The sequence below is a fragment of the Chryseobacterium sp. GM_Chr_2 genome (genome assembly GCF_026540445.1).
Classification (GTDB): Bacteria; Bacteroidota; Bacteroidia; order Flavobacteriales; family Weeksellaceae; genus Chryseobacterium.
Window position 1 is genome coordinate 260,070 of the sequence record NZ_JALNUD010000004.1, and the last position, 25,884, is coordinate 285,953.

Here is a 25,884-nt window from a genome sequence, read left to right on the forward strand (position 1 = left end):
TGATTTTTTACTGTAAAAGAAGAGTAAAATGAATACGTAAAAGATATCTTTAAAACGACGATAGCAAATAAGAAATGAAATAGGGGTTTCAGCCAAAATAAAATTTTCTATTTTTGTCTAATTCCTTATTTCAATGAAAAAAATTATCCTTATCGAAGACGAAACGAGTGTGGTGTCCTTTATTAAAAAGGGACTTCAGGAAAACGGATACGAAATTTCTGTGGCTTTTGATGGGCGCACGGGCGTTCAGCTGGTGCAGTCGAATGATTTCGATTTGGTGATTTTGGATATTATGTTGCCTGAAATGAATGGTTTGGATGCCTGCAAGGAAATCAGAAAAACAAATAAGCATGTTCCGATTCTCTTTTTGACGGCTTTGGGAACTTCCGAAAATATTGTTCTCGGACTGGAGAGTGGTGGCGATGACTATTTAGTTAAACCCTTTAAATTCATTGAGTTAGTGGCTCGTGTAAAGTCTTTGTTGAGACGAAGTAATAATAATGGAAGCATTCCCGAAATTATTGAACCAGAGGTTGATAACGAGCATGTTTTTCAGTTTTCAGATTTAATTTTAAATGATTATACTAAAAAAGTGACGCGCTCTGGGGAAGAAATTTCATTAACTTCAACAGAGTACAAATTACTTTTATATTTCTTAAACAATCCTGAAAAGGTAATTTCCAGAGCTGAAATTCTGGATGCCGTTTGGGGAGTTAATTATGAATTAGGGACCAATGTGGTGGATGTTTATGTAAATTATTTACGAAAAAAATTAGACAATCAGGATGATAATAAACTGATACATACCGTGATAGGAATGGGATATGTCTTGAAAAAACCTTAAGAAATGTTTAATAAAGTCGTTACAAATCAAACCAAAACGATGGTGCTTTTAATGTTGGTGTTTACCGCCATCATATTGCTGTTCAGTGGATTGGTTTATTTTTCGATTGTCAACTTTTCGCATCAAAGGTTTTATGAATTATTAAAAATTCGTACCACGACAATTGTTCAGATTGAAAAAAGTAAAGACGATCTTGATATTCCAGAAAATTATATTCTCAATAGCCTAAATGATGAAGAGCTTCCCATGGAACGCGATTATGTTTTTGCGGTTCCGACGGATTCTAATTATAAAAAAATTTCCCACGAAGTTCACATTCCGGATTATTTTTTCAAGAGTATTGTTAAAAAAGGGGAGGCCAATTATAATGATAAAGAGTTTTACTATATCGGGCAAACCTTCAAACATGATAACAAAGATTATATTGCGATAGCTTCTGCCAAAAACCATTATGTGGTTTATTATTTAGGCTTTTTGAAGCGAACTTTGATCACCTGTATCGTGCTTTCGCTTTTCTTTAGTATGATTTTCTCTTTTTATCTGTCTAAAACCTTATTTAGACCTATTTTAAAAATTACAGGTAAGGTAAAGGAAATCAGTTCTGAAAATCTTCACTTACGTCTTGAGCCTCAGCCCGATAATAAAGAACTGAACGAGTTGGTGGATACATTTAATGGGATGCTGAACCGTATTGAGACTTCTTTTGAAACCCAAAATCATTTGATTGGAAATGTTTCCCATGAGTTGAGAACGCCTTTAACTTCCATTATGGGCGAGGCAGATGTGGCGCTTTCTATCAGCAGAACCAATGAAGAATACAAGGAAACGCTGGGAATTATTTTAGATGAAGCTGAAAAATTAGATAAAAAAATCAAAGCTTTATTAATGATCGCTCAAACCGGATTCGACGGCAAGATTCAGAAAATGGATAAGGTGAGAATGGATCAGCTTCTTTGGGATGTGATTGAAACATTGCGAAGAATTGATTCCCGAAACAATATCTATTTGGACATCAGTATGTTGCCGGATAACCCTAAAAAATTAAAAGTTCAGGGGAATGAACAACTATTGCATCTTGCAGCGGCAAATATCATCAGTAACGGTTGTAAGTATTCTAATTTTCAACAGGTTAAAGTTTCCTTGGGTGCGACTGATAATGATGTTTATCTTATCGTAAAAGACAACGGAATCGGGATTCCGAGAGAGGAAATGAATAAAATTTATGATCCTTTTTTCCGTGCCTCCAATACCAAAAACTATGAAGGTTACGGGATCGGACTTCCTCTGGCTCGAAACATCGTAAGAATGCACCGTGGAGAATTAATTGTAAGTTCTCATGAAAACGAAGGAACAACCGTACAGCTTCGTTTTCCGAATTTTTATAGTGTGCAAACCGAAGAGAAATTAGATTAAGTACAAAAATCTACGAGAGAGTGTTCTCTGCTTACATTCCTACGAAATGAAGGTTGATTGATCATTCCTATTAACCATTCTTAACAATTTTCTAATCTCATTTTAATCTCTTTAATGACATTTTAATTCCGTTCCAAAGGGCTTCTAATTTGGTCGTTCTAGTTTTGTATTATCAAAATAAGATAACGAAACTAAATCTTAATAATATGACCAAAACGATTTTAATTGCCACAGATTACTCTCTTGAGTCTTTGAATATTTTGAAGAAGTTGCTTAAAGAGAAAGATGCTTCGGAAGACCAAAATCAATATAATATTCTTTTGGTTTCAGGATACGATATGGGAGATTCTATCAGAGATCTTCTGTTCAAGACAAAAAGTACAATTTTCAGTAAGATAAAATCTAGAGAATTCAGTGATGCTTACGGAATAATAAAGAACAAATATCCACATTTGATCAATAGGATTGTGTGCGATATTTTCACGGGAAGTTTTCAGAGAACATTCAACAATTTTGTGAAAGCAGAAAATATTGAGGAGGCATATTACTCTCCATCAATTAAAAGTAAAGGAAATGGGAAGTTTGACATAGTTCCTTATATCAAAAAATGCAAAGAATTAGAATCTCACGAAATTACCGTTGAGATGCCACAGAGACTTCCTGAAAAAGGAAGATTGGCAGAGATCTTTGTAGAGGCTTAAAATATTATCAATTATTTTAAAATTTAAAAAATGTTAAGGAATTATAGTAACAGCAGGACTTTGGGAGACAACATCAGGTTGGGAACGCTGACTGCCTTCACGGCGGGTACTATAAATATAGCATCTCTATTGATATTTCTCTCTTTTACCTCAAACGTAACGGGGCATTACGCCATTTTAGCAGCGGAAATCAGCAAAGGCAACTGGGCGCAGGTTGGGGTTGTAGGATTATGGATCTTTCTTTTCTTCTTCGGAGGTTTTGTATCGAATTTTATTGTTATTAATTTCAATAAAAGAAGTAAATATTTCGCTCATGCAATGCCGTTGATCTTAGAGATCATCTGTCTATTGTTTGTCGGAATTTACGGACAGTTTTATTATCAGAAAACACTGGAAGAAACAGAATATTTGGTGTCGTTAATGTTATTCGCAACTGGCTTGCAGAATGGTTTAACGGCGAGTATATCCAATTTTTCGGTAAAAACAACCCACCTTACGGGTACAACGACCGATTTGGGGATTTTGGTTTCCATGTTTACCCAGAAAAAATTCAGAAAGAATGGTGAATTGGTTTCCAGAGCAAAATTGCTTTCGAGTATCATGTTTGCCTATGTTTTGGGAGCGGTTTTCTCAGGGTTAACGTATTATTATCTTGAGTTCAGAGTATTTTATGTCATCAGTTTGTGTTTGTTGGTGGTTATCGGATATGATGCTTATAAAATTCATATAAGACATTTCAATACACAATACAGATACAGTAAAATCTATAAAAAACCAAACCTATTGGCTTATCTGTATGATAAGATACACGGAATTCCTGAAATTAAGGAAAAACGTGAGAAAAAGAGAAAACTTGTATTTGAAGAGTAATGGAATAATAACCATGAATGAATTCAACGAAATACATTTTTAGAACAGACAATGTTAAATAAGAGATATAAATATCAGTATTAATTTTGTGTAAACTAGCTGTGAAACACCCCTGATCTGTAACGGAAAAGGGGTGTTATTTTTAATTGATAATATAAAGCAAATCCAGGAGCAATGTGGAAAAAGGGGTGAAAATGTTAATAATTAAATTTTAATTCACGGTTTTATTATTTTTATTCTTATTTCGAATGACTATTTTTGTAAGTTGATTAACCAATTTATGTCAGATATTATTCAGCTTTTACCGGATCATGTAGCCAACCAAATAGCGGCAGGAGAGGTGGTGCAGAGGCCTGCATCCATTGTGAAAGAACTTTTGGAAAATTCGATAGATGCAGAGGCTACCAAAATAGAACTGATTATCCGCGATGCTGGAAAAAATCTGATTCAGGTAGTAGACGACGGAAAAGGAATGTCTGAAACCGATGCGAGAATGGCATTCGAAAGACATGCGACATCTAAGATTCGTGGTACTGAAGATATTTTTAAGATCGCTACAAAAGGTTTCCGTGGCGAAGCACTGGCTTCTATAGCGGCAGTTTCTCAGGTTGAATTGAAGACCAAGCAGAAAAATGCAGAAGTAGGAACTAATATTTATATTGAAGGTGGAGTTTTCCAGTTTCAGGATCCTGTGCAAACGGCAGAAGGTTGTAATTTTTTGGTTAAAAACCTGTTTTACAACGTTCCGGCAAGAAGAAAATTCCTTAAAAATAATAATGTTGAATTTAGACATGTGATTGATGAATTTCAGCGTGTTGCTTTAGCGCATGAAAATCTTGAATTTTCACTTTTTCATGATGATGAAGCGGTTTTCAGATTAAGAAGAGGAAGCCAGATGCAGCGTATCGTAGATATTTTCGGAAGAAAACTACAGCCGTTGTTGATTCCTATTAAAGAAGATATTATCTGGTGCAAACTTCACGGCTTTGTAGCCAAACCGGAAGGAGCAAAGAAAACACGAGGCGAACAGTTTCTTTTCGTCAACGGAAGATATTTTAAAAGTCCGTACTTCAATAAAGCGGTTCAGGAAGCATTTGAAGGACTTCTTTTACCAGGATATGTACCTTCTTTTTTCTTGTTTTTAAATCTTGATCCTGAAAAAATTGATGTTAATATTCATCCACAAAAAACAGAGGTTAAGTTTGAAGATGAGCATCTTATTTTCGCCTTGCTTCGTTCAACCATCAAAAGATCATTGGGAATTTATAATGTGGCGCCAAGTCTTGATTTTGAAAGAGATCCTGAACTAGACAGCATGATGAACTCTTCGCCGAGCAAAAGTAATGGCGGTGGCGGAATGCTTAAAATGCCTGAAATTATTGTAGATAAAGATTACAATCCTTTTTTGGAAGAAAGAGAAGTTGCACAGGCCGAAATTCAGAATCTTACGGAGATGTATCATCAAAATATCAACATCACGGCAGAACCTTCTAAGATTAATTTGTTTGAAGAAGAGGATTTTGATGAAGATCTCATGAGACTTCCGAATGGTTATTGGCTTTTCAACCAGGGAGATCGTACGCTAATGCTCGACTTAGGAAGAATGCATAGGTTGGTGGTTGCTGAAAATAGCAAAAGCACGAAAAAAACGAACAATCATAGTCATTCATTGTTATTTTCTTTGGAGTACCACATGAATGAAATTGAACATGTAAAGTATAAATCTTTCAAAAAATATCTTCCTGGCCTGGGATTTGAAACCACAACGGCTCATGGAAATGTATTGAGAATAGATGCAGTTCCGGAAGGAATGAAAGAAACACAGGTGATTAAATTCTTGGAAAATTTGTTTGAAATTTTAGAATACAAAACGGAGGAGGAATTTATGCAACACTATCAAAATCAGTGGGGTAAAATGAATTCTAAATCTAGATTTGATTTCATTTATAAAGCTGATGCCGAGCAGTTAATTAAAGACTTCACCGCATTAGGCTTCCCGGAATTTTTACCCACAGGAAAAAGATGCTTCTATGAAGTTCCTTTCAATGATTTTAAAAATAAATTTTAAGTAAATGTTTAACAATATACCGCCGATTACAAGAAATATTATCATCATCAATGCTGTCGTATTTGTTGTGGCTAATTTTATCTTTAAAGATCAACTTATAGAATCTTTGGCAGGGTTTTATCCGTTTTCGCCTTATTTTAAATCATGGCAGGTGATTACGCATATGTTTATGCATGGAAGTATTATGCATATTTTATTTAATATGCTGACTTTATTTAGTTTTGGACCTATTCTAGAAAATGCACTTGGTGAAAAAAGGTATCTTATTTTGTATTTTTTAAGTGGTTTAGGTGCTTTTGCATTATTTAATCTTTGGAATTTTGTTGAGGTTCAGCAAATTACCTCAAGTTTAAATGAATTAGGATTTAATACAAATGCTTATTTAGCTGGAGCTCAGGTCAACTTTTCCGGATCATCGGAAGCTATTTTAAAGCAACAGGAACTGGTGGAAAACTTGAAAAATATTGTTGCAACACCAATGGTGGGTGCTTCAGGAGCAATTTTCGGTGTTGTAGCAGCTTTTGCGACATTGTATCCAGATGCTAAAATTGCGATGATGTTTATCCCTGTTCCGATGAAGGTAAAGTATTTAATGCCTATACTTATCGTTATTTCTATTTATTTAGGGGTTTCAGGAAATGTAGGAGGTATTGCCCATCTGGCTCACGTAGGGGGGGCTTTGGTCGGTTTTATCTTAGCATGGAGTTGGAGAAAACATTTATATCGATTTAATTAAAAAACACAGTGAAAATTGTTCGATTAATATTTTTGGTGCTGCACTTAGGAATACTATTTCTATTGCTTTGTACATTGCTGAATGCCTATGTTCCACCCAAAGTATTTCCCTGGTTCAATTTACTTTCATTAGGTTTTCCGGTTTTAATTATCACGTATTTTTTATTAATATTTTTCTGGATCTTTTCTTGGAAAAAAAGAGCGTTTGTTTTTCTGTTTTGCAGTTTAGCCTTCATTAATCCTATAAAAAGATGGATTAATTATTCTGCTGAGAGTAAAAACGCAGCGGATTTAAAGATTATTTCTTTTAATACTAAAGGAGCAGAATTCGGGCAAAAAAATATTGAAGATTATATTAATTCAAAAAATGCTGATGTTGTATTATTACAAGAAGATGGTGATAAAGATTTTAAGTTTGGAGAATTAAAAAAATCCAACTTAGAGAGAATGTATATTGTTTCTCTGTTTACAAAGCATAAAATTGTTGCTCATAAGATTTTAATAATGGGAAATTATAATGATTTCAATGCCTATGCTGATCAAAATGACATTGAAATTAAAGGAAAAACCTATCGTTTTATCAATCTTTATTTGCAACCATTTAAGTTTGAAAAGAAAATGGTAAAGCTTGATGGTAATAGCGATGAAGACAAACAGAAAATCAAGAATGTTGTTAAAAGATTGATTCCCACCTTTAAATTGCATCAGGAACAGGTAGAAATCATCAGAAAAGCGATTGGAGAATCGCCATATCCTGTTTTTGTAGCGGGAGATTTCAACTCGGTTCCTAATTCTTATGAATATTATCATTTGTCGGAAGGATTAAAAGATGCTTTTGTGGAAGTCGGGCGTGGTAGCGCTACCAGTTTTCATGATTATAAGTTCCCTTTAAGGATCGATTATATTTTTACATCACCATCTATAAAACCAATTAATTATCAGGTAGATCGCTCAGTGCGCCTGTCAGACCACTTTCCGGTTATTTCCACTTTTTCGTTGGAAAAATAAAAATCATAAAATTCGTTAAATCGACCTTATTGGTAGGGTTTTTGCTAAAAATTGTTCGGAGTTAGTAAAGTTTGTTTTATGAAGCCGAGCCGGATTGTACTTTTTTTTCACTTTGCCGTTATCTTTTTACTGTTGTGCAATTTTGCAAACGCCTGGATACCACCCAACTACTTTGGAAATCTTAATCTTCTTTCCCTTAGTTTTCCATATCTTATATTAATACATGTGTTTTTAACTTTAGTTTGGATTATACGACGGAAAAAATTTGCTTTATTTTTTGTTTTAACAACTTTTATATTTTACAATCCGATTCGAAGATGGATCAATTTTTCTCCTCAAACCACAGATACGAATAAAACCAAGAATGATATTAAAGTTTTAACATTCAATGTAAAATACGGTAGTGTGGGAGGATGGCAAACGGTAAAGAAATATATAACAGACCAAAACGCGGATATTATTTTAGTTCAGGAAAAAGATACAAATACAGCTATTAAAGAAAATCTGGTAAAATATCCTACGGTAATTCTCAAAACAAAACATAAAATTCTAAGGCAGGCAGAGCTCATTAACGACAGATCCAGAGGAAATTCTTTTTATGCTGATATTGATATCAACGGAAAGATCATTCGGGTGGTAAATGTTTATTTAGAGCCTTTCAGATTAAACAAATCGATGCTTGAATTCAACGGAGTATCTAGTGAAACCAACAAATTAGGTTTAATCTTTTCTCACTTAATTCCCACATTTAAAGCCCACGAAGATCAAATCAAAAAAATAAGAAGGGCAGTCGATAGTTCGCCATATCCGGTAATTTTAGCGGGAGATTTCAACTCGGTTCCCAATTCTTATGAATATTATAATTTAGGTAAAAACCTCGAAGATGCTTTTGTAAAAGCGGGTAACGGGATCTCAACCAGTTTTCATGAATACAAATTTCCTTTGCGTATAGATTATATTTTTACTTCAAGTTCTATTGTCCCTGTAAGCTATAAAGTAGATCATTCTGTGAAATTATCAGATCACTATCCGGTAATTGCAGAATTTCTATTAAATTAGTTCCATGAAAAATTTCCTATTCGGAGTATTGGCTTTGTCTTTATTTTTGGCGGCATGTTCAAAGAAAGAACCTGCTGATCTTTACCCTTTAGACAGTGTAAAGGCTTCGTATGATACGATTGCGAAAGATTCTTTTTCTAATGGAGCGACTTCTGTAGATATTGTGAGACAGATCAGGATGTCTTCACAAAAGTATCAAGACTCCATTAAGTTAGCGTTAAAAACTCAGGCTGAGGAAAAGCGAATTCAGGCTGAATTGGAAAAAGAAAACAAGAAAAAATCAGACGAAGAGAAAAAGAAGGCAGACGAGGAGAAGAAAAAACAAAAAACTGCTGAAACTTCGCCGAATACGGAAACTGCAAATTAAAAAGAACATTTTAAAAATATAAAAAGTATGAAAAAACAAATTTTAGCAGCGGTTATTATTTCGCTTGCAGTAGTATCTTGTAAAAAATCTGTGACTAAAACGGAAAGTGTAGAAAATCCTGACGGATCTGTAACCACTACCACGACTACCGAAACCAGCAATACAGATTTGGTGGATACAGCTAAGATTGATGCCGCTAAAGAAAATGTAAAAAACAAAGTAGACGAAGCCGGAAACAAGATCGATGATGCCGCTCAGAAAGCGAAAGACAAAATCGATGCTACGGCAGACAAGACCAAACAAGATCTTCACAAAGCCGGACAGGATATTAAATCTGAAGCCGATAAAGTAGGAAAAGATGCTAAAGAAGCAGCTAAAAAAGGTGCTTCCAAAGTTGAAGATGCCGCTAAAAAATTAAAAGAAGATTTAAGCAAATAGAAAAATGAAACCGCAGCGAAAACTGCGGTTTTTGTTATTTATAATTAAGATCCAATAAAGGTTCTATATATTCTCTGTCGTTGCTTAGTCTGGGAACCTTATTTTGCCCTCCAAGCTTACCTTTCGATTCTAACCATGAATAAAATAAATTAGGCTTTGCAATGTGCACAATTGGACGTTTTAAGGTCATGTTATTATAACGCTTCGCTTCGTAATCAGAATTGATTGATTTTAAATGCTGATCAAAAATATCAATAAAGCTTTCAATATCATTTGGTTTTTTGCAGAATTCAAAAATCCATTCGTGGGCGCCGCCTTCATTTTCTTTCATAAACACAGGGGCTCCGGTGAAATCGGTAACTGAGGCTTCTGTTTCATTACACGCTTTAGAAAGGGCAGATTCTACATTGGTAATCATTAATTCTTCCCCAAATGCATTGATGTAATGTTTCGTTCTTCCTGTAATTTTTATTCTAAAAGGATTTACCGAAGTAAAAATAACCGTGTCACCAATCAAATATCTCCACAATCCGCCATTGGTCGTTATTACCATCGCGTAATTTTTGCCCACTTCCACATCTTCTAAGCTCACTACTTTCGGATTTGAATAGTGGAACTGATCCATCGGAATAAATTCGTAAAAAATACCGTAATCAAGCATCAAAAGCATTTCATCACTATTCGGTCTGTCCTGAATTCCGAAAAAGCCTTCAGAAGCATTATAAATTTCGTAGTAATTAATGTTTTTCCCGATGATTTGCTTGAATTGCTCTTTGTAAGGTTTAAAACTTATTCCGCCATGAAAGAAAACTTCAAGGTTTGGCCACAATTCTGAAACACTTTCAACATCAGTCTCTTTTAAAACCCTCTGAAGCAAAACCATCATCCAGCTCGGAACGCCTAAAATACTTCCCACATCTTCATTTTTCACTTCAGAAGTAATGGCATTTAGTTTACTTTCCCATTCGCCCATCAAAGAAACCTTTTTACTTGGCGTGGTGGTAATTTCTACCCAAAAAGGAAGATTATCAATCAAAATAGCCGAAAGATCTCCAAATTTGGTGTTAAAATCTGCATACAGTTCAGAACTTCCGCCTAAACGTAAATTTTTATAATTGAATAATTGATTTTCCGGATGATTATTGGCGTAAATGGAAACCATGTCTTTTCCTGCCTTCATGTGGCAATATTCCAAACTTTCAGCAGAAATTGGGATGAATTTGCTCTTCGCATTGGTTGTTCCGGAAGACTTTGCAAAATGTTTGATGTATCCCGGCCAAGTGACATCCTTTTGCCCTTGTCTTGCCTTTTCAATATAAGGTTCAAAATCTTCGTACGTCACAACAGGAACTTTATTTTTAAAATCCTGATAGCTGGAAATGGTGTTGAAACCATACTTTCTGCCATACTCAGTATCCTCAGCATGAAACAGTTGTGAAAATAAAATACCTTTCTGTGTTTCAATGGGATGATCCATAAAATTCTGTATCTGATCTATCCTTTGTCGGATAAACCAGTTGACCACAGTATTGAAAAGTGCCTTCGTTGCCATTTCCAAATATAATAATATTTGCCTTTTTAGAGAATATTTTATTCGTTAAAAAAAAACCGCTACAATAATTGTAACGGTTCTGTATTTGAAATTATTTTGTTCTTAGCAATACTCGTCGTAAGCAGCCTGAAGGTTTGCAGCGATTGCTCCTGCAGGGTTACCTTCGATGTGGTGTCTTTCAAGCATGTGAACCAATTCTCCGTCTTTGAAAAGAGCCACACATGGTGAGCTTGGAGGGAATGGTGCTAAATGTTTTCTAGCCTCTACAACAGCTTCAGTATCGAAACCAGCAAAAACAGTCGTTAAATGGTCAGGTTTTTTATCTCCTGTTAAAGAATATACAACTCCCGGTCTTGCAGCTCCTGCAGCACATCCGCATACAGAGTTGATCACTAGAAGGGTAGTTCCCGATTGTTTTAATGCTTCTTCTACCTGAGTTGGTGTTGTCAAGTCTTCGAAACCTTTATCTGTAAGTTCAGCCTTCATAGGCAGTACTAAATCTTGTGGATACATATTTTTGTTTTTTTGATCTATGCAAATTTAAGCAATTAATTACGTTTCTTCAATACATAAAAACTATCAAAGCTTTTTGTAAAGAAAATGAAATGATTATTAATTATATATAAATATTCTAAAAATTGTGAATTAAAATTATGAATAAAAAGTTTTTTTTACTAAATTTGAAATGATTCTGAAAACGAAGAACCATGAAAAAAAATGAATCAATGTAATTTCCCTCACTTTTAATGGAAGAATTGTGCTTCCAGTTTTATTCAAAGTTGTCTTTACCCGTCGTTTTACTCTATAAAATGGTTAAGATGAGCAATATAAAAAACGATTTTGAATTCACACAATACAAGAAGCCCTAAACATAATGTTCAGGGCTTCTTTAATCAAATCGATATGCAAAGGTTGAATATCCTTTTTTAAAGGTTGATGGTTTTTGATTGTTAGTTTGATGGTCTTAATGCCTATCAATAGACAACAATCAACCAACAACTAAGAAAGTAGCTTTTTCGCCATCTCGGAGATGCTTTTTCCGTCAGATTTTCCGGCTAATGCTTTTGATGCTGCTCCCATTACTTTTCCTAAATCTTTAGCAGATTCAGCGCCAGTTTCAGCGATAATGTTTTTAATTTCTGCTTCCAGCTCTTCCGCAGAAAGCTGTTTTGGCAAATATTGCTCAATAACTTTCATCTGAGCTTCTTCTACTTCTGCAAGGTCATTTCTTCCCTGCGCGGTAAACTGATCGTAAGAATCTTTACGTTGTTTTACCATTCTCTGAAGAATAGCAATTTCCTGTTCTGCTGTTACTTCTGCACCTCGGGCTTCCGTTTGCAGCAATAATATTTGAGATTTTACAGCACGAAGAGAGTCTAAAGCCACTCTGTCTTTGGCTCTCATTGCTGTTTTTATAGCTTCGTTTATTGTATTTTCTAAACTCATGGTTTTTAAATTTAACAATGTATCAATGTAACAGTTTATCAATCGAGATGCTTCGACAAGCTCAGCATGACACAGATATTGTTACATTGGTACATTTTTACATTGTTATATTGATATTAATCAACGTCTTTATTTAAAAATCTATTCTCTCTGATCTGCATATTTCCGTTGTTATCAGACAGGTACGTGTTGATATTCTGGTCGGATGCATTGTTGCCATCAATAGAAATATTTTTTCTCTTGAAGGCCGGAACAGATTCGAATTCACTTGTGCTGTCAAAATTCTGATAACGAGAGTTGAATTCTTTTAATTTATTTCTTCTTTCGATCACTCTTTCCTGATCTACTGTTTTATTCACAAAGGTGAATTCTTCTTCCGTTTTCTGAGTTTCTGTTTCAGGTTTTGTTTCTGCTACAGGCTCTTCTTTCAAATGCTGGAAGAAATGTTCAACTTTTTGAAGAGGTTCTTCGGTTAATTGATTTACCTCGCCAGCTGTCGCAAATTCTGCTTTTGGTTGCCCGAAATCAGATTTAGGCTCATTCCTTGTCGGCTCATTTACAAAGAAGCTGAATTCCACTGGTTTTTCTTCAGAATAAGAATTTTTGAATGAATTCGATTGTGGCTCTTCTTTTTTATTATCAAAATCAAACTTAAAAGATTCAATTTCAAGATCATTGGGATCATCCATATCATCTTCCGAAGTGAAAAGACTGTATGATCTATCTTCGGCCTCTTCATTTCTCCATTCCTGAGAAGGTGCATCTGCAGTATTCGCCTCTGAGTCGAAAAATTTAATTTCTTTTTTCACTTCTTCTTGCTCAATGGTCATCTTTTTTTCCGAAGATGATGTGTTGAAATAAGCATCCTCTTCGTCATCTAATCTGAAAAGATTTTTTCCTCCGAAATCATGCACAGGATCTGCTGCTCTTTCTTCTCTTGTTTTGAAAGGCGAAGTTTTTGGAGTATCAAAACTGTCATTTAAACTGATCTTTATTTTCTCAGTCGGCCCTGAAAATTTTTTATTATCATTAGAAAAACCTGTTGCAATGACAAGAACGCTTACAGAATCTCCTAATTCTTCGTCAGCACCCACCCCGAAAATAATATCGGCTGTGTTTCCAGCTTCCTTTTGGATATGATCCATAATGATACCGATTTCATCCATGGTTACTTCTTCAGCACCACTTCTGATCAACAATAGAACATTTTTCGCGCCCGTAATTTTGTTGTCATTCAATAGAGGTGAGTCTAATGCCTTTCTTACCGCTTCTTCCGCTTTATTTTCGCCGGAAGCAATACCTGTAGACATCAATGCTGTACCGGAATTCTGAAGCACAGATTTAGCATCTCTAAAGTCAATATTGACATCAAAGTAACCTGTAATAACTTCTGCCATTCCTTTAGCAGCGTTCGTTAGTACTTCATCGGCTTTTGAGAATCCCTGTTTGAATCCTAAATTTCCGAATTGTTGTCTAAGTTTATCATTATTGATTACAATAAGTGAATCAACATTGTTTCTTAATTTATCAAGACCGTTTTCCGCCTGTTCCAATCTTCTTTTACCTTCAAAACTAAAAGGAACGGTAACAATACCCACGGTAAGGATTCCCATGTCTTTTGCCACCTTAGCGATTACAGGAGCAGCACCGGTACCTGTACCACCACCCATTCCGGCAGTGATGAATACCATTTTGGTATTCTGTCCCATTGCAGCTTTGATGTCTTCGATGCTTTCGATAGCAGATTTTTCACCTACTTCCGGATCGGCACCTGCACCAAGACCTTCTGTGATGGTAGTTCCCAACTGTACTTTGTTGGCAACCGGGTTATTATCTAGAGTTTGAGCGTCTGTATTACAAATCACGAAATCTACCCCGTGAATCCCTTTTTCGTACATGTGTTTCAGTGCGTTGTTTCCACCGCCCCCAACACCGATAACTTTGATGATCGATGAATTTCCCTTTGGCAAATCAAATGAAAACCCTTGTGTACCTATATTTTCCATAACTGTTTTTTTAATAATTGATAATCGATTTCATGATAATTGATAACAAGACATTTTATCGATTACCATTCATCATTTATATTTTTTACTCTACTTCTTCAAAGAATTTTTTAACTTTCTCCATAAGCGACTGACCAAATGTCAACTTTGCCGCCCTCTTGCTTTCCTGTGGCTGGGGAACAACTTCCTGTTCCTGAATGGGTGCAATTTGCTGAACTACAGGCTGTGCTGTTTCAACAGGTGCTTTTGCTGTTTCCTGCTTTGGTTTTTCGGGAACAATTTCTTCTTCCGCCAAAGCATTCTGCTTTTTGTCGCGAATTTTTAAACTTTCCATCAATAATCCAATGGAAGTAGCAAATTCCGGACCTTTAAGATACTGATTTTTATCGTTCGCAATGTATTCATTTGCAAAACCAATTCTGCTGTCAAAGCCTGTTGTATAGTTCGCCAGTTGACGAAGATGCTTCAGATTAGAACCACCACCCGTCAAAACAATTCCTGCAATCAGTTTTTTCTTTTGCTCAAACGCACCGTAAGCTTTTAATTCGGTATTTACCATTTCAAGGATTTCTTCTACTCTCGCATTAATGATCTGTGCTAAAGTTTTTAACGAAATCTCCTTATCAGGTCTCCCATGAAGCCCCGGAATGGTAACGTACGTACTGTCTTTTTCAAGCTCAGGAACTGCAGAACCGAATTTTACCTTCAGTTGTTCTGCATGTTTTTCGATGATGGAACAGCCTTCTTTAATGTCTTCCGTGATAATTCCGCCTCCGTAAGGGATCACACACGTATGACGAATAATATTATCTTTGAATATAGCAATATCCGTAGTACCGCCACCAATGTCTACGATGGCCACTCCGGCTTCTTTTTCTTCTTTTGTAAGTACAGCTTCAGATGATGCTAAAGGTTCCAGGGTAAGAGCTTCCATTTCCAGACCTGCTTCACGAACGCATCTTGCGATGTTTCGGATGCTTCCCATTTGCCCTACAACAACGTGGAAATTAGCTTCCAAACGTTTCCCGTGCATTCCTACAGGCTCCTGAATTTCACCTTCCGAATCTACCTTATATTCCTGAGGAAGAACGTGGATGATTTCTTCACCAGGAAGCATGACCAGCTTTTTTACCTGATCTTTTAACGCTTCAATGTCGTCATCGGTAATGAACTTATCCGGATGTTCACGCATAATATAATCAGAGTGCTGTAGAGAACGAATGTGTTTTCCTGCAATTCCCACCGTAACTTTGCGGATAGGAACGCCAGCACTTGACTGTGCTTCAGACACAGCTGCTTTGATTGAATTAATGGTTTGCGAAATATTATTCACAATCCCTTTATGAACCCCAAGACTTTTGGCCTTACCAACACCGAGAACTTCTATTTTCCCGTGTGCATTCCTCCTTCCGACAATGGCGACAATCTTCGTTGTCCCAATGTCCAGACCTACTGAATACTCTTGATTTTCCATTTTTTATATCGATTTGATTTTTTTATTCATTTTTATATCGACTAAAATAGGATTGCATCCTATTCTGCCTTAAATCGTCCCTTCGGGACTCTTTCTGATTATTCGATCTTTACTTTTGCTTTAGTCTTCGGCTTTGTGGCCGTGGGTTTCTTCTCGGTTTTCTGGGTTTCCTTGGGTTTGGGCTTAGTTTTTGGTTTTATACTTTCCTTCGGTTTTGCCGAAGTAGAGCTTGGTTTTTTAGTTTCTTTTTTGGTCTCGGTTGTTTTCTTTACAGCGGTTGGAGTAGGAACTTTTGCCAGTTCTTTATTTCCAGCCTTTAAAATACTGTCATTTTCTTTAAAATAAGGATTTAAAGTGGTTACAATCTGATTTTGATATTTCACCGAAACCATATTGTATTTTTGAGGATCCTGATACACTAGGTATTTCTCCACAAATGTTTTGAAACCTCTTACTTTAAAATCAATATTATCTAAATCACCGATTTCTACTTTATAATTTCCTTCGCTTGTAAGAAGGTTATAATCATCTTTATCTTTTGAAATTCCGATGAAATATTTTTTGCTGAAATCGTCTTTATCAATTTTTTCAACCAATTCGGCCAATTTCGGATATTCATCTTTTTTCACATTTCCTGTTACGAGCATGCAAGGATGAGAATAGGTTTTCGAGATCGGAAATTCAACTCCTTTTTCATCTACATAGAAATCTTTTCCATGATAATTTAATCTGAAAACAGGAACTCTCTGCTTAATATCTAAATTCAGTTTTCCATTTAAATTTAAATAAACATTGGCACTATCAACAGCCGGAAGAGCATTTATTTTCTTTTCCAACGCTGGAATATCAATATCTCCAACTTTTCCCGACGGATTTTCTTTTTTTACAATCTCGCGAATGTCTTTTTCATCCACAAAATAAACGGGTGTTTTCTCATTCATTTTTACAGAAATTTTATTGTCCGTAATCGCCTGACCATTGAATTTCTTCAAAGAGAAACTCAACAGAAACCCAAGGATGATTACTGTGATGACAATTTTTAATATTCTGTATTTATTTTTCATTTTGTTTTTTAAGCTTTTTAACGCTATGGTCTTAAGGTTTTTCTTTAAATTCTTATGTCTTATTTTTTTGTTCGCAAGGGCGTTTCACTCAGCAAATGATAACTGAAAATATTTTTACAATTTTCGTTTTATAATTTGTTTACTGCTCTTTTTACTCCGTCTTTAAATAAGGTGGAATGAAAATTTAAAATCATTCCTAATTTCATTTCTGTGACTCTTAAATAGTTAAGAAGCTGAAAGAAATGATATTTATTAATTTCCGGAACTGCTTTTATTTCTATAATCACTTTATTTTCAATTAATAAATCAACTCTAAATGCTTTATCAACAATCAAACCCTCATAATTAATGCTGATGTCTTTTTGATTCTCAATGCTAAGCCCACTGTTTTTCAATTCGTGAATTAAGCATTGTTCATAAACATTTTCATAGAGCCCGATTCCAAGTTTACGATGCACCTTCATTCCTGCATCAAAAACTATTTTTGATATTCATTTTCTGTCATTTGTGTGTTTTTAATTACTCTTAAAATGATATTTTCCGCTATCATTTGCTGAGTGAAATGCCCTTGCGAACGAAATTTAATAGGTTTTTGAAAAAATTTCTTTGCGCTTGTCGCGTTAAATTTATTTTAATTAATTTTTCCAATCCACTCACAAATAGGATCATACAGCGTATCTATATTTCCAGCGCCTACCGTAAGAATGATATCAAAATCTTTTTCTTTTATTTTATGGAAAGCTTCACTTAATGTCGAAACTTCCTTTTTATCTAAATTAATCTTTTCCAACAACCAATTCGAAGTAATTCCTTCAAAATTTTCCTGAAGTTCTCTTGCCGGATAAATATCAAGCAAAATCAACTCATCTGCGTTGCTTAAACTTTCAGCAAATCCCTCTGCAAAATCTCTCGTTCTGCTGAAAAGATGAGGTTGGAAAATCACCAATAATTTCTTTTCAGGGTAAAACGTTCGGATGGAACTCATTACCGCATTGATTTCCGTTGGATGATGCGCGTAATCGTCAATATAAATTTTACCGTTTTCGTATCTGTGCTTCGTATATCTTCTTTTAATTCCTTTAAAATTGGCAATTGCTTTTTTTAAGGTATCGAAATCAACGCCTAAATTATTTAAGATTGCCAACGCAACCGTCGCATTTTCAACGTTATGAATTCCGGGAACATCCCAAACAAAATCTTTAATGGTTTCTGTTGGAGTATGGAAATCAAAATAATTTTGATCGCCTTCCATTCTTAGGTTATCTGCGTAATAATCAGCGACTTCATTTACTGCGTACGTGATATGAGGTCTTCCGATTTCAATTCCTTTTCTTACGAAAAGCTGTTTGTCGTTCGGAACTAAAGCTGCAAATTGTCTGAAACCTTCTTCAATGGTATTTTTATCACCATAGATATCCAAATGATCTGCATCTGTGGAAGTTACCACTGCCCAATCTGGAGAAAGATTCAGGAAGCTTCTATCATATTCATCAGCTTCAACAACAGAATATTGAGAACCGTTATAAAGAAAATTCGATTTAAAATTCTCAGAAATTCCACCTAAAAAACATGAGAAAGGCAAACCAGCTTCTTTGCACAAGTGCGAAACTAGAGTAGAAGTCGTTGTCTTTCCATGAGTTCCGGCCACGGCGATACAATCTGTATTTTCTGTAATTAAACCTAGAACCTTTGCTCTTTTTAAAACCTCAAATTGATTGTCATTAAAATAATCTAAAATTCCTAAAATCTTGATGGCGGGAGTATAAATTACCAATGTATCTTCCGTCTGAAGCGAAGTGATTCTTTCATCAATAACATCTTCAAAAACAATATCAATTCCCTCATTCATCAAAGCCGTCGTCAATTTGGTGTTGGTTTTATCGTAGCCCAAAACTTTTTTGCCCGAAGCATGGAAATACCGCGCCAAAGCACTCATCCCAATACCTCCGATTCCAACGAAGTAAAAATTTTGATATGTTTCTAAATTGTTCATTTTATATTTTAATCTTAATGCTTCTAGTATAAGCTTTATTTTTGTTTCCTTCGACAAGCTCAGGGTGACATTGCTAATACTATTCGCTTATCTTTTTTTGTCAGGCTGAGCCTGTCGAAGCCTTTTTAATTACTTTATCACTTTAAAAATCTCATCCACAATCTCTTTTGCAGCATTCGGCTTAGCAAAATACTTCAGATTTTCAGACATTTCTTTTCTTATACTTTCATTTTCGCAAATCTCTGAAAGAGTATTCCAGAATTTTTCCTGCATTTCAGAGTCTTTTACCATTTTAGCTGCATTTTTTTCAACCAGATTTATGGCATTTTTAGTTTGATGATCTTCCGCTGCAAAAGGGAAAGGAACCAATAAAACCGGCTTCTGTGCTACTGCCAGCTCTGAAATGGCAATCGCACCCGCTCTCGAAACAATCACATCTGCTGCAGAATAGGCTGTTTCCATGTCTTTGATGAATTCTTTTAACTGGATGGAAGCTGGAAGCTGGAGGCTGGAAGACAATTCGTTGTAGTCCAACTTTCCGGTTTGCCAGATCAATTGATAACCTTTTTCTTTAAGGCTTTCCAAGTTGTCTTTCCAACCGTTGTTTAATGTTCTTGAACCTAAAGATCCGCCGACAGATAAAATAGTCAGTTTGTCTTTGTCTAAGCCCATTTTTTCTTTTGCCTGAGTTGTTTCCTGCATTCCTGAAACAATGTTTTCACGAATCGGATTACCCAGGAATTTTATTTTTTCAGCCGGAAAACCTTCCACCTTCGGATAGGCTGTAAATACGGCTTTTGCTTTTTTACTTAAAATTTTATTCGTTACGCCTGCATGTGCATTCTGCTCTTGAATAAAAATTGGAATTCCTAATTTGCTGGCTTCATATAAAGCTGGTCCGCTTGCAAAACCACCTGTTCCTACGGCAAAATCCGGAACGAAACTTTTAATGATCTTTTTAGATTTAGATAAACTTTTTAAAATCTTAAAAGGCAAACCTAAATTCGACAGCATATTTCCTCTGTCGATTCCGGCGATATCAATTCCTTCGATATTGTAGCCAGCCTGCGGAACCTTTTCCATTTCCATTTTGCCATTGGCTCCGATGAACAAAAACTCTGCATCAGGAAATCTTTTCTTGATTTCGTCTGCAATAGCGATGGCAGGGAAGATATGACCTCCTGTTCCTCCACCGGATAATAATACTTTTAGTTTTTTGTTCATTTTTATATCAATTTATAATTGATTCTATTCTATTTGATAGGATTTTCATCCTATCCTGATTTAAGTCGTCCCTTTGGGACTCCATTTTATTTTAAGCAATGTCGTTTATTTCGGCAATGCTTTGTTTTTTGCCCATTCCTTCTTCATCATAAATCTGAATCCTAGAGCTGATATTTAAGATAATTCCTAACTGCAAATATGTTACCAGCATTGAGGTACCTCCGTAACTTATCAATGGCAGCGGTTGCCCTGTAACAGGGATTAAATTGACTGCAACTGCAATATTTACAGAGAGTTGTATGAAAATCATCACACCGAGACTGAGAACGAGCAACGAGCCGAAAAAAGCGGGCATCTTGCTGGCTATCATTACGATACGAATCATCATGATTAAATATAAACTGATCAGAAAAACAGCACCGATTACGCCATATTCTTCTACAATTACCGCGAAAATAAAGTCGGAGGCAGACTGTGGAAGCATTTGCTTTAAAGCACTTTTCCCTGGTCCCATCCCCGTAATTCCACCGTGAACAATGGCTGCTTTCGCCTGCATTACCTGATAATTTTTAGCCTTTACACTTTCATCATCTACATCGGCTGTTTTTGCTTTGCTTGATGTAAATGTTTCGATACGACTCATCCATGTGTGAACACGGTTTCCGCCGATCATATTGGTATTTAAAGCAATCAATAAAAAGAAAACAATCGCCAGGAATGATGCAGAAATGAATCCTGCAATATATTTCCAGTGTAATTGGCCTATAACCAAAACAACTACGGAAACCATTAAGATCATTAATGCCGTAGAACCGTTATCTTTTGCAACCAAAACGAAAACCAATAAAATAGGTCCGAAAATGTACATAATGTTCTCAATCGGAAGCCGTTCTCGTGTTATTTTCTTCGTTAAATATCTACAGAGATAAATAATCAACATTAAAAATGCGAACGACGACGGCTGAAATGAGATCGGCGTTCCCGGAATTTTCAACCATCGGGAAGCACTCGCTCCGTCAATGGTTTGTCCGGTAAACATGGTGACTACCAGTAAGACGATCATTAAGCCGAGCAAAATACTGCTGAGCTTTCCGATGTATTCATATTTCACCATTCCTACCACTCTCATGATTCCCAAACCTAAGACTACGAAGAACATATGTTTGATCACGTGACCTGTTGTGGTCCCGTTATTCACGATATATTCCAGATTCGAACTTGCAGAATAAACAGGGAAAATAGAGAAAATGGAGATCACAAGAATGACCATCCAAAGTACTTTATCGCCCTTCAGGAATTCAAATCTGTTTTCTGTATCTTGTTCGTTCATATGTTCTGCTATTGGCTTTTGGCTAATTGCTATTGGCTTTTAAAACCTGCTCTTTAAACTGTCGACCTCTGTCTTCATAGCTTTTGAAAAGATCAAAACTTGCGCAACAAGGAGAAAGTAAAACCGTATCTCCTTTTTTGGACAAAGATTTTGCAATTTCAACTGCTTTTTCCATGCTTGAGGTGTCGTAAATAAACTCTTTTTTGTCTTTAAAGAAATTAATAATCTTTTCATTATCAATTCCTAAGCATACAATAGCTTTTACTTTTTTCTTGACTAAATCTTCAATTTCGGTATAGTCATTTCCTTTATCTAAACCTCCAACAATCCAAACAGTCGGAGTTTTCATACTTTCTAATGCGTAATAGGTTGCATTCACGTTCGTTGCTTTGCTATCGTTGATGTATTTTACGCCATCAACTTCAGAAACAAATTCCAGTCTGTGTTCAACCGCCTGAAAAGTCATTAATGAATTTCTGATACTTTTATTATTGATTTTCAGGATCTTACCGGCGATTGAAGCTGCTAAGCTGTTCGCAATATTATGATTTCCAATTAATGATAGCTCATCAATTTTCATGGAGAAATCATCCTGAAGTTTAACTTCTATTTTATCTTCATTAATAAAACCTCCTTCCGCTAAATGCTCTTTTGTTGAAAAAGGAATCATTTTCGCTTTAATTTCTAATTTTTCCAGCAGATTTTTACTCATTTCATCATCTTTATTGTAGATGAAGAAATTATCATTCTCCTGATTTTCAGTAATTCTGAATTTAGCTAAAGCATATTCTTCATAATTGTAATTGTATTGATCCAAATGATCCTGAGACAAATTCAACAATAAAGAAATATATGGTCTAAAATTCTGAATATCATCTAATTGGAAAGAACTTACCTCCAATACGTAATACTCATGGTTTTCATCAGCTACTTGTTTTGCAAAGCTGTAACCTATGTTTCCGCCCAAACCTACATTTAATCCATCATTTTTCAGGATATAATAGATTAAAGATGTAGTTGTTGTTTTCCCATTACTTCCTGTAATTGCAATGATTTTAGCATCGGTAAACTCCGAAGCAAATTCAATTTCAGAAGAAAGCCTGATGCCTTTCTCATGAATTTTTTTAATCATTTCCGCTTTTTTCGGAATTCCCGGACTTTTTACGATCCAGTCTGCATTCAAAATTCTTTCTTCATCGTGGTTCTCTTCCTCAAACTCAATTCCGTTTTCAAGAAGAAACTGCTTATAATTATCCTTAATAGCTCCTTTGTCTGAAAGAAAAACTTCCATACCTTTCTTTTTAGCCAAATAAGCAGCACCACAACCGCTTTCTCCTCCTCCTAGAACAACTATTTTCATACTTTTTACTTTATGCCATAGGCTCTAAACTTTAAGCCAAATGCTTACCGCTTATTGCTTACTGCAGTTTTTTTATCTCATCTTCAGTGTTATCAGACAAACAATTGCCAGAATTACTCCGATAATTATCATTCTGTTTACGATTTTACTTTCGTGGAAACCGTCTTTCTGATAATGATGGTGTAATGGTGACATTTTGAATAGTCTATTATTTTGGGCATATTCCAACCCGTGTTTTCTTTTTCTATATTTAAAAACAACTACCTGAAGCATTACAGATAGATTTTCAATTAAAAAGATTCCGCATAACACGGGAATCAAGAGTTCTTTTCTTAAAATAACCGCTAAAACGGCAATAACGCCACCTAGCATTAAACTTCCTGTATCTCCCATAAAAACCTGTGCTGGATAGGTATTGTACCAGAAAAATCCGATCACGGCACCTACCATGGCAACTGCGAAAATGGTGGTTTCTCCCATATTGGGCAGGAACATAATATTTAGATAATCTGCAAAAATGATGTTTCCGGACACATAGGCGAATAAGGCCAAAACAAGAAGGATAACAACACTTGTTCCTGCGGCGAGACCATCAATCCCATCTGTAATATTGGCTCCGTTTGATACGGCTGTTACGATGAAAATAACAATCGGGATAAAAACAATCCAAGCCCATTCGTGAGCATCTTTGTCGTTCATCCAGAATAAAATTCCGCTATAATCGAATTCGTTATTTTTTGTAAATGGAACGGTAGACACAGTGATTTTTTCTGTTGGCATAAAATTCTGTTCAACATTATTTCTGTTCACTACTTTGGCATCTGCATATTTTCTTTTAACCGTAATGTCAGGATGGAAATACATTGTAACTCCGATAATTAACCCTAATCCGACTTGCCCGATAATTTTAAATTTACCACTTAAACCATCTTTGTTTTTCTTGATTTTCTTTAAGTAATCATCCAGGAAACCAATAGCACCCATCCAAAGCATGGAAACCAATAAAAGAACGATGTAAACATTTGTAATTCTGGTAAATAGCAATACCGGAATGATTGTAGCCAAAATAATGATAAGACCTCCCATTGTAGGAGTTCCTTCTTTTTGTTTTTGACCGTCTAGACCAAGATCACGAACCAATTCGCCCATCTGTTTTGTTCTCAGATAGTTGATGATTCTTTTACCATATACAAGAGCAATGATCAAAGAAAATAAAACCGCCATTCCTGCGCGGAAAGAAATGTATTTCAACATTCCCAATCCGGGAACGTGGATTCCGTGGGCGGTTAAATATTCGTATAGATAGTATAACATTCTTTTATTTTTTATAAATGATAAATAATTATTGATAAATGATAAAAATCAATTAAGATGGATCAATTATCGATTATAAATTTTTACTTACTCATTAATTTCCAAAGCTCATTAATTGTCTCTTTGTCATCAAAATGATGTTTCACACCATTAATCTCCTGATATGTTTCGTGACCTTTTCCGGCTACTAGAACGATATCTTTTGGTTCTGCAAACTTTATCGCCATTTTAATGGCTTCTTTTCTGTCGGGAATTGAAGTGTATTTGCTGAAGTTCTGAGGTTCAACACCCGCTTCAATTTCCTTTATGATTACTGCCGGATCTTCTGTTCTTGGGTTGTCTGAAGTGATGATTGCCAACGTCGATTTTTTCGTAGCAATATTTCCCATTTCAGGTCTTTTGGAGTGATCTCTGTCGCCTCCGCATCCGAAAACCGTGATTAACCTTTCGTTTTTTGTTCTGATATCATTAATGCTGTCCAAGATGTTTTCTAAAGCATCCGGAGTGTGCGCATAATCTACAATGAAGAAAATTCCGCCGTCTGATTTGAAAGTTTCAAATCTTCCGGAAACTCTTTTTAACTGACTGATCGCCTGCAAAATTTCATCCTGTTCAAAACCAAGTTCAGAAGCAATTCCAAAAACCAATAGTAAATTGTACACATTGAATTTTCCAGTCAATGTCGTCCAGAATTCTTTTCCGTTGAAGTTCAGCAACATTCCGTTGAAATCAACTTCCAAAGATTTTCCGTGGTAATCTGCCATTGTTTTCAATGCATAAGACCTTTTTGTTGCTTTTGTATTTTGAAGCATGACATTTCCGTTTTTATCATCCACATTCGTGATAGCAACGGCAGTATCTTCCAATTGATCAAAAAATCTTTTCTTCGTTTTTAAATACTCATCAAAAGTTTTATGATAGTCTAAATGATCGTGCGTTAAATTTGTGAAACCAGCTACTTTAAAATGAAGCCCTTCGATTCTGTGTTGGGCAATCCCGTGAGAACTCACTTCCATGAAAGCAAATTCGCAACCTTCCTCAACCGCCTGAGCTAAGATTTTATTAATGGTAATAATATCCGGAGTCGTATGCGTTGCCGGAATTACCTGATCTCCAATTCTGATCTCAACCGTAGAAAGTAAAGCAGAATCGTAACCTAAATTTTTAAATACATCAAAAAGCAGGGTGGAAACAGAAGTTTTTCCGTTGGTTCCTGTAACTCCGATTAATTTTAATTTTTCAGAAGGATTTCCGAAAAAATTAGAAGCTAAATGTCCTAAAGTTTTAGATGAATCTTTTACTTTAACGTAAGTCACATTTTCATCCAGATTTTCAGGAAATTCTTCGCAAACAATTGTTGTTGCTCCTTTTTCAACCGAAGATGCAATAAATGAATGTCCATCCACAACCGTTCCTCTCATTGCGATGTACAAAGAGTTTTCCGTAACCTTTCTACTGTCGAAAACCAATTCGGAAACCTCACGAGTGTCGTCACCGTGAATTTCCAACACTGGAATTCTTTTTAATAATTCATTTAACTGCATTTCTTTGATGCTTTATATTTTTAATTCTTTCCTTCTTATTTTAGAAGTCCATAAGTTTCACTTACGGCTATTGA

General features: G+C 35.5%; 23 protein-coding genes. 10 read left to right on the forward strand and 13 right to left on the reverse strand.

What is annotated here, in order from left to right; translation table 11 throughout:
• The first annotated feature begins 133 nt into the window (after nucleotides 1-133).
• From OXQ85_RS08945 to OXQ85_RS08990, 10 genes are all read left to right on the forward strand, one after another.
• Nucleotides 134-844, forward strand: coding sequence for a response regulator transcription factor (locus tag OXQ85_RS08945; RefSeq protein WP_267403723.1), 711 nt, complete (start codon nucleotides 134-136; stop codon nucleotides 842-844).
• A 3-nt stretch (nucleotides 845-847) separates the two neighbouring features.
• Nucleotides 848-2,257, forward strand: coding sequence for a HAMP domain-containing sensor histidine kinase (locus OXQ85_RS08950; RefSeq protein ID WP_267403724.1), 1,410 nt, complete (start codon nucleotides 848-850; stop codon nucleotides 2,255-2,257).
• Nucleotides 2,258-2,463: 206 nt separating this feature from the next.
• Complete coding sequence (locus tag OXQ85_RS08955) at nucleotides 2,464-2,958, forward strand: hypothetical protein (protein ID WP_267403725.1); 495 nt, start codon at nucleotides 2,464-2,466, stop codon at nucleotides 2,956-2,958.
• A 30-nt stretch (nucleotides 2,959-2,988) separates the two neighbouring features.
• Entirely contained in the window at nucleotides 2,989-3,828 is an 840-nt protein-coding gene (locus OXQ85_RS08960) for a YoaK family protein (RefSeq protein WP_267403726.1), read from the forward strand.
• 280 nt (nucleotides 3,829-4,108) lie between these two features.
• The gene (gene mutL / locus OXQ85_RS08965; protein ID WP_267403728.1) at nucleotides 4,109-5,896 is read left to right on the forward strand and encodes a DNA mismatch repair endonuclease MutL; all 1,788 of its coding nucleotides are present in this window, start codon (nucleotides 4,109-4,111) and stop codon (nucleotides 5,894-5,896) included.
• A 4-nt stretch (nucleotides 5,897-5,900) separates the two neighbouring features.
• Nucleotides 5,901-6,632 carry a rhomboid family intramembrane serine protease gene (locus OXQ85_RS08970; RefSeq protein WP_267403730.1) on the forward strand — a complete coding sequence of 244 codons (732 nt, stop codon included), beginning with the start codon at nucleotides 5,901-5,903 and terminating at the stop codon, nucleotides 6,630-6,632.
• Between the two features lie 8 nt (nucleotides 6,633-6,640).
• Nucleotides 6,641-7,639 carry an endonuclease/exonuclease/phosphatase family protein gene (locus tag OXQ85_RS08975; RefSeq protein WP_267403732.1) on the forward strand — a complete coding sequence of 333 codons (999 nt, stop codon included), beginning with the start codon at nucleotides 6,641-6,643 and terminating at the stop codon, nucleotides 7,637-7,639.
• A 225-nt stretch (nucleotides 7,640-7,864) separates the two neighbouring features.
• A complete protein-coding gene (locus tag OXQ85_RS08980) occupies nucleotides 7,865-8,698 on the forward strand; it encodes an endonuclease/exonuclease/phosphatase family protein (protein WP_267403734.1) in 834 nt (277 codons plus the stop codon).
• Nucleotides 8,699-8,702: 4 nt separating this feature from the next.
• Nucleotides 8,703-9,065: a hypothetical protein gene (locus tag OXQ85_RS08985; protein WP_267403736.1), complete on the forward strand. Its 363-nt coding sequence runs from the start codon at nucleotides 8,703-8,705 to the stop codon at nucleotides 9,063-9,065.
• 27 nt (nucleotides 9,066-9,092) lie between these two features.
• The gene (locus OXQ85_RS08990) at nucleotides 9,093-9,503 is read left to right on the forward strand and encodes a hypothetical protein (protein WP_267403738.1); all 411 of its coding nucleotides are present in this window, start codon (nucleotides 9,093-9,095) and stop codon (nucleotides 9,501-9,503) included.
• A 34-nt stretch (nucleotides 9,504-9,537) separates the two neighbouring features.
• Here the strand turns inward: OXQ85_RS08990 and OXQ85_RS08995 are convergent, their stop codons facing one another.
• From OXQ85_RS08995 to OXQ85_RS09055, 13 genes are all read right to left on the reverse strand, one after another.
• Nucleotides 9,538-11,055, reverse strand: a complete 1,518-nt coding sequence (locus OXQ85_RS08995) for a GH3 auxin-responsive promoter family protein (RefSeq protein ID WP_267403740.1) — start codon at nucleotides 11,053-11,055, stop codon at nucleotides 9,538-9,540.
• A 102-nt stretch (nucleotides 11,056-11,157) separates the two neighbouring features.
• Complete coding sequence (locus tag OXQ85_RS09000) at nucleotides 11,158-11,568, reverse strand: BrxA/BrxB family bacilliredoxin (RefSeq protein ID WP_267403742.1); 411 nt, start codon at nucleotides 11,566-11,568, stop codon at nucleotides 11,158-11,160.
• 486 nt (nucleotides 11,569-12,054) lie between these two features.
• Nucleotides 12,055-12,501, reverse strand: coding sequence for a GatB/YqeY domain-containing protein (locus OXQ85_RS09005; RefSeq protein WP_267403745.1), 447 nt, complete (start codon nucleotides 12,499-12,501; stop codon nucleotides 12,055-12,057).
• A gap of 116 nt (nucleotides 12,502-12,617) precedes the next feature.
• Nucleotides 12,618-14,507 (reverse strand): cell division protein FtsZ, encoded by a 1,890-nt coding sequence (gene ftsZ / locus OXQ85_RS09010; RefSeq protein WP_267403747.1) that lies wholly within the window; start codon nucleotides 14,505-14,507, stop codon nucleotides 12,618-12,620.
• Between the two features lie 85 nt (nucleotides 14,508-14,592).
• Nucleotides 14,593-15,981 carry a cell division protein FtsA gene (gene ftsA, locus OXQ85_RS09015; protein ID WP_267403749.1) on the reverse strand — a complete coding sequence of 463 codons (1,389 nt, stop codon included), beginning with the start codon at nucleotides 15,979-15,981 and terminating at the stop codon, nucleotides 14,593-14,595.
• A 98-nt stretch (nucleotides 15,982-16,079) separates the two neighbouring features.
• Complete coding sequence (locus tag OXQ85_RS09020) at nucleotides 16,080-17,045, reverse strand: FtsQ-type POTRA domain-containing protein (RefSeq protein WP_267403751.1); 966 nt, start codon at nucleotides 17,043-17,045, stop codon at nucleotides 16,080-16,082.
• Between the two features lie 128 nt (nucleotides 17,046-17,173).
• Nucleotides 17,174-17,509, reverse strand: a complete 336-nt coding sequence (locus OXQ85_RS09025; RefSeq protein ID WP_267403753.1) for a GxxExxY protein — start codon at nucleotides 17,507-17,509, stop codon at nucleotides 17,174-17,176.
• A gap of 167 nt (nucleotides 17,510-17,676) precedes the next feature.
• Entirely contained in the window at nucleotides 17,677-19,038 is a 1,362-nt protein-coding gene (murC, locus tag OXQ85_RS09030; RefSeq protein WP_267403755.1) for a UDP-N-acetylmuramate--L-alanine ligase, read from the reverse strand.
• 129 nt (nucleotides 19,039-19,167) lie between these two features.
• A complete protein-coding gene (gene murG / locus OXQ85_RS09035; RefSeq protein WP_267403757.1) occupies nucleotides 19,168-20,262 on the reverse strand; it encodes an undecaprenyldiphospho-muramoylpentapeptide beta-N-acetylglucosaminyltransferase in 1,095 nt (364 codons plus the stop codon).
• Between the two features lie 91 nt (nucleotides 20,263-20,353).
• Nucleotides 20,354-21,592: an FtsW/RodA/SpoVE family cell cycle protein gene (locus tag OXQ85_RS09040; protein WP_267403759.1), complete on the reverse strand. Its 1,239-nt coding sequence runs from the start codon at nucleotides 21,590-21,592 to the stop codon at nucleotides 20,354-20,356.
• Nucleotides 21,593-21,614: 22 nt separating this feature from the next.
• Nucleotides 21,615-22,952 (reverse strand): UDP-N-acetylmuramoyl-L-alanine--D-glutamate ligase, encoded by a 1,338-nt coding sequence (murD, locus tag OXQ85_RS09045; protein WP_267403761.1) that lies wholly within the window; start codon nucleotides 22,950-22,952, stop codon nucleotides 21,615-21,617.
• A gap of 72 nt (nucleotides 22,953-23,024) precedes the next feature.
• The gene (gene mraY, locus OXQ85_RS09050) at nucleotides 23,025-24,266 is read right to left on the reverse strand and encodes a phospho-N-acetylmuramoyl-pentapeptide-transferase (RefSeq protein ID WP_267403763.1); all 1,242 of its coding nucleotides are present in this window, start codon (nucleotides 24,264-24,266) and stop codon (nucleotides 23,025-23,027) included.
• A gap of 83 nt (nucleotides 24,267-24,349) precedes the next feature.
• A complete protein-coding gene (locus tag OXQ85_RS09055) occupies nucleotides 24,350-25,810 on the reverse strand; it encodes a UDP-N-acetylmuramoyl-L-alanyl-D-glutamate--2,6-diaminopimelate ligase (protein WP_267403765.1) in 1,461 nt (486 codons plus the stop codon).
• Nucleotides 25,811-25,884 lie beyond the last annotated feature (74 nt).

Excerpts from the sequence above, each read along its gene's own strand:
- OXQ85_RS08945 (WP_267403723.1), top strand. The coding sequence starts at position 134 with ATGAAAAAAATTATCCTTATCGAAGACGAAACGAGTGTGGTGTCCTTT.
- OXQ85_RS08950 (WP_267403724.1), top strand. The coding sequence starts at position 848 with ATGTTTAATAAAGTCGTTACAAATCAAACCAAAACGATGGTGCTTTTA.
- OXQ85_RS08955 (WP_267403725.1), top strand. The coding sequence starts at position 2,464 with ATGACCAAAACGATTTTAATTGCCACAGATTACTCTCTTGAGTCTTTG.
- OXQ85_RS08960 (WP_267403726.1), top strand. The coding sequence starts at position 2,989 with ATGTTAAGGAATTATAGTAACAGCAGGACTTTGGGAGACAACATCAGG.
- mutL (WP_267403728.1), top strand. The coding sequence starts at position 4,109 with ATGTCAGATATTATTCAGCTTTTACCGGATCATGTAGCCAACCAAATA.
- OXQ85_RS08970 (WP_267403730.1), top strand. The coding sequence starts at position 5,901 with ATGTTTAACAATATACCGCCGATTACAAGAAATATTATCATCATCAAT.
- OXQ85_RS08985 (WP_267403736.1), top strand. The coding sequence starts at position 8,703 with ATGAAAAATTTCCTATTCGGAGTATTGGCTTTGTCTTTATTTTTGGCG.
- OXQ85_RS08990 (WP_267403738.1), top strand. The coding sequence starts at position 9,093 with ATGAAAAAACAAATTTTAGCAGCGGTTATTATTTCGCTTGCAGTAGTA.
- OXQ85_RS08995 (WP_267403740.1), bottom strand. The coding sequence starts at position 11,055 with ATGGCAACGAAGGCACTTTTCAATACTGTGGTCAACTGGTTTATCCGA.
- OXQ85_RS09000 (WP_267403742.1), bottom strand. The coding sequence starts at position 11,568 with ATGTATCCACAAGATTTAGTACTGCCTATGAAGGCTGAACTTACAGAT.
- OXQ85_RS09005 (WP_267403745.1), bottom strand. The coding sequence starts at position 12,501 with ATGAGTTTAGAAAATACAATAAACGAAGCTATAAAAACAGCAATGAGA.
- ftsZ (WP_267403747.1), bottom strand. The coding sequence starts at position 14,507 with ATGGAAAATATAGGTACACAAGGGTTTTCATTTGATTTGCCAAAGGGA.
- ftsA (WP_267403749.1), bottom strand. The coding sequence starts at position 15,981 with ATGGAAAATCAAGAGTATTCAGTAGGTCTGGACATTGGGACAACGAAG.
- OXQ85_RS09020 (WP_267403751.1), bottom strand. The coding sequence starts at position 17,045 with ATGAAAAATAAATACAGAATATTAAAAATTGTCATCACAGTAATCATC.
- OXQ85_RS09025 (WP_267403753.1), bottom strand. The coding sequence starts at position 17,509 with ATGAAGGTGCATCGTAAACTTGGAATCGGGCTCTATGAAAATGTTTAT.
- murC (WP_267403755.1), bottom strand. The coding sequence starts at position 19,038 with ATGAACAATTTAGAAACATATCAAAATTTTTACTTCGTTGGAATCGGA.
- murG (WP_267403757.1), bottom strand. The coding sequence starts at position 20,262 with ATGAACAAAAAACTAAAAGTATTATTATCCGGTGGAGGAACAGGAGGT.
- OXQ85_RS09040 (WP_267403759.1), bottom strand. The coding sequence starts at position 21,592 with ATGAACGAACAAGATACAGAAAACAGATTTGAATTCCTGAAGGGCGAT.
- murD (WP_267403761.1), bottom strand. The coding sequence starts at position 22,952 with ATGAAAATAGTTGTTCTAGGAGGAGGAGAAAGCGGTTGTGGTGCTGCT.
- mraY (WP_267403763.1), bottom strand. The coding sequence starts at position 24,266 with ATGTTATACTATCTATACGAATATTTAACCGCCCACGGAATCCACGTT.
- OXQ85_RS09055 (WP_267403765.1), bottom strand. The coding sequence starts at position 25,810 with ATGCAGTTAAATGAATTATTAAAAAGAATTCCAGTGTTGGAAATTCAC.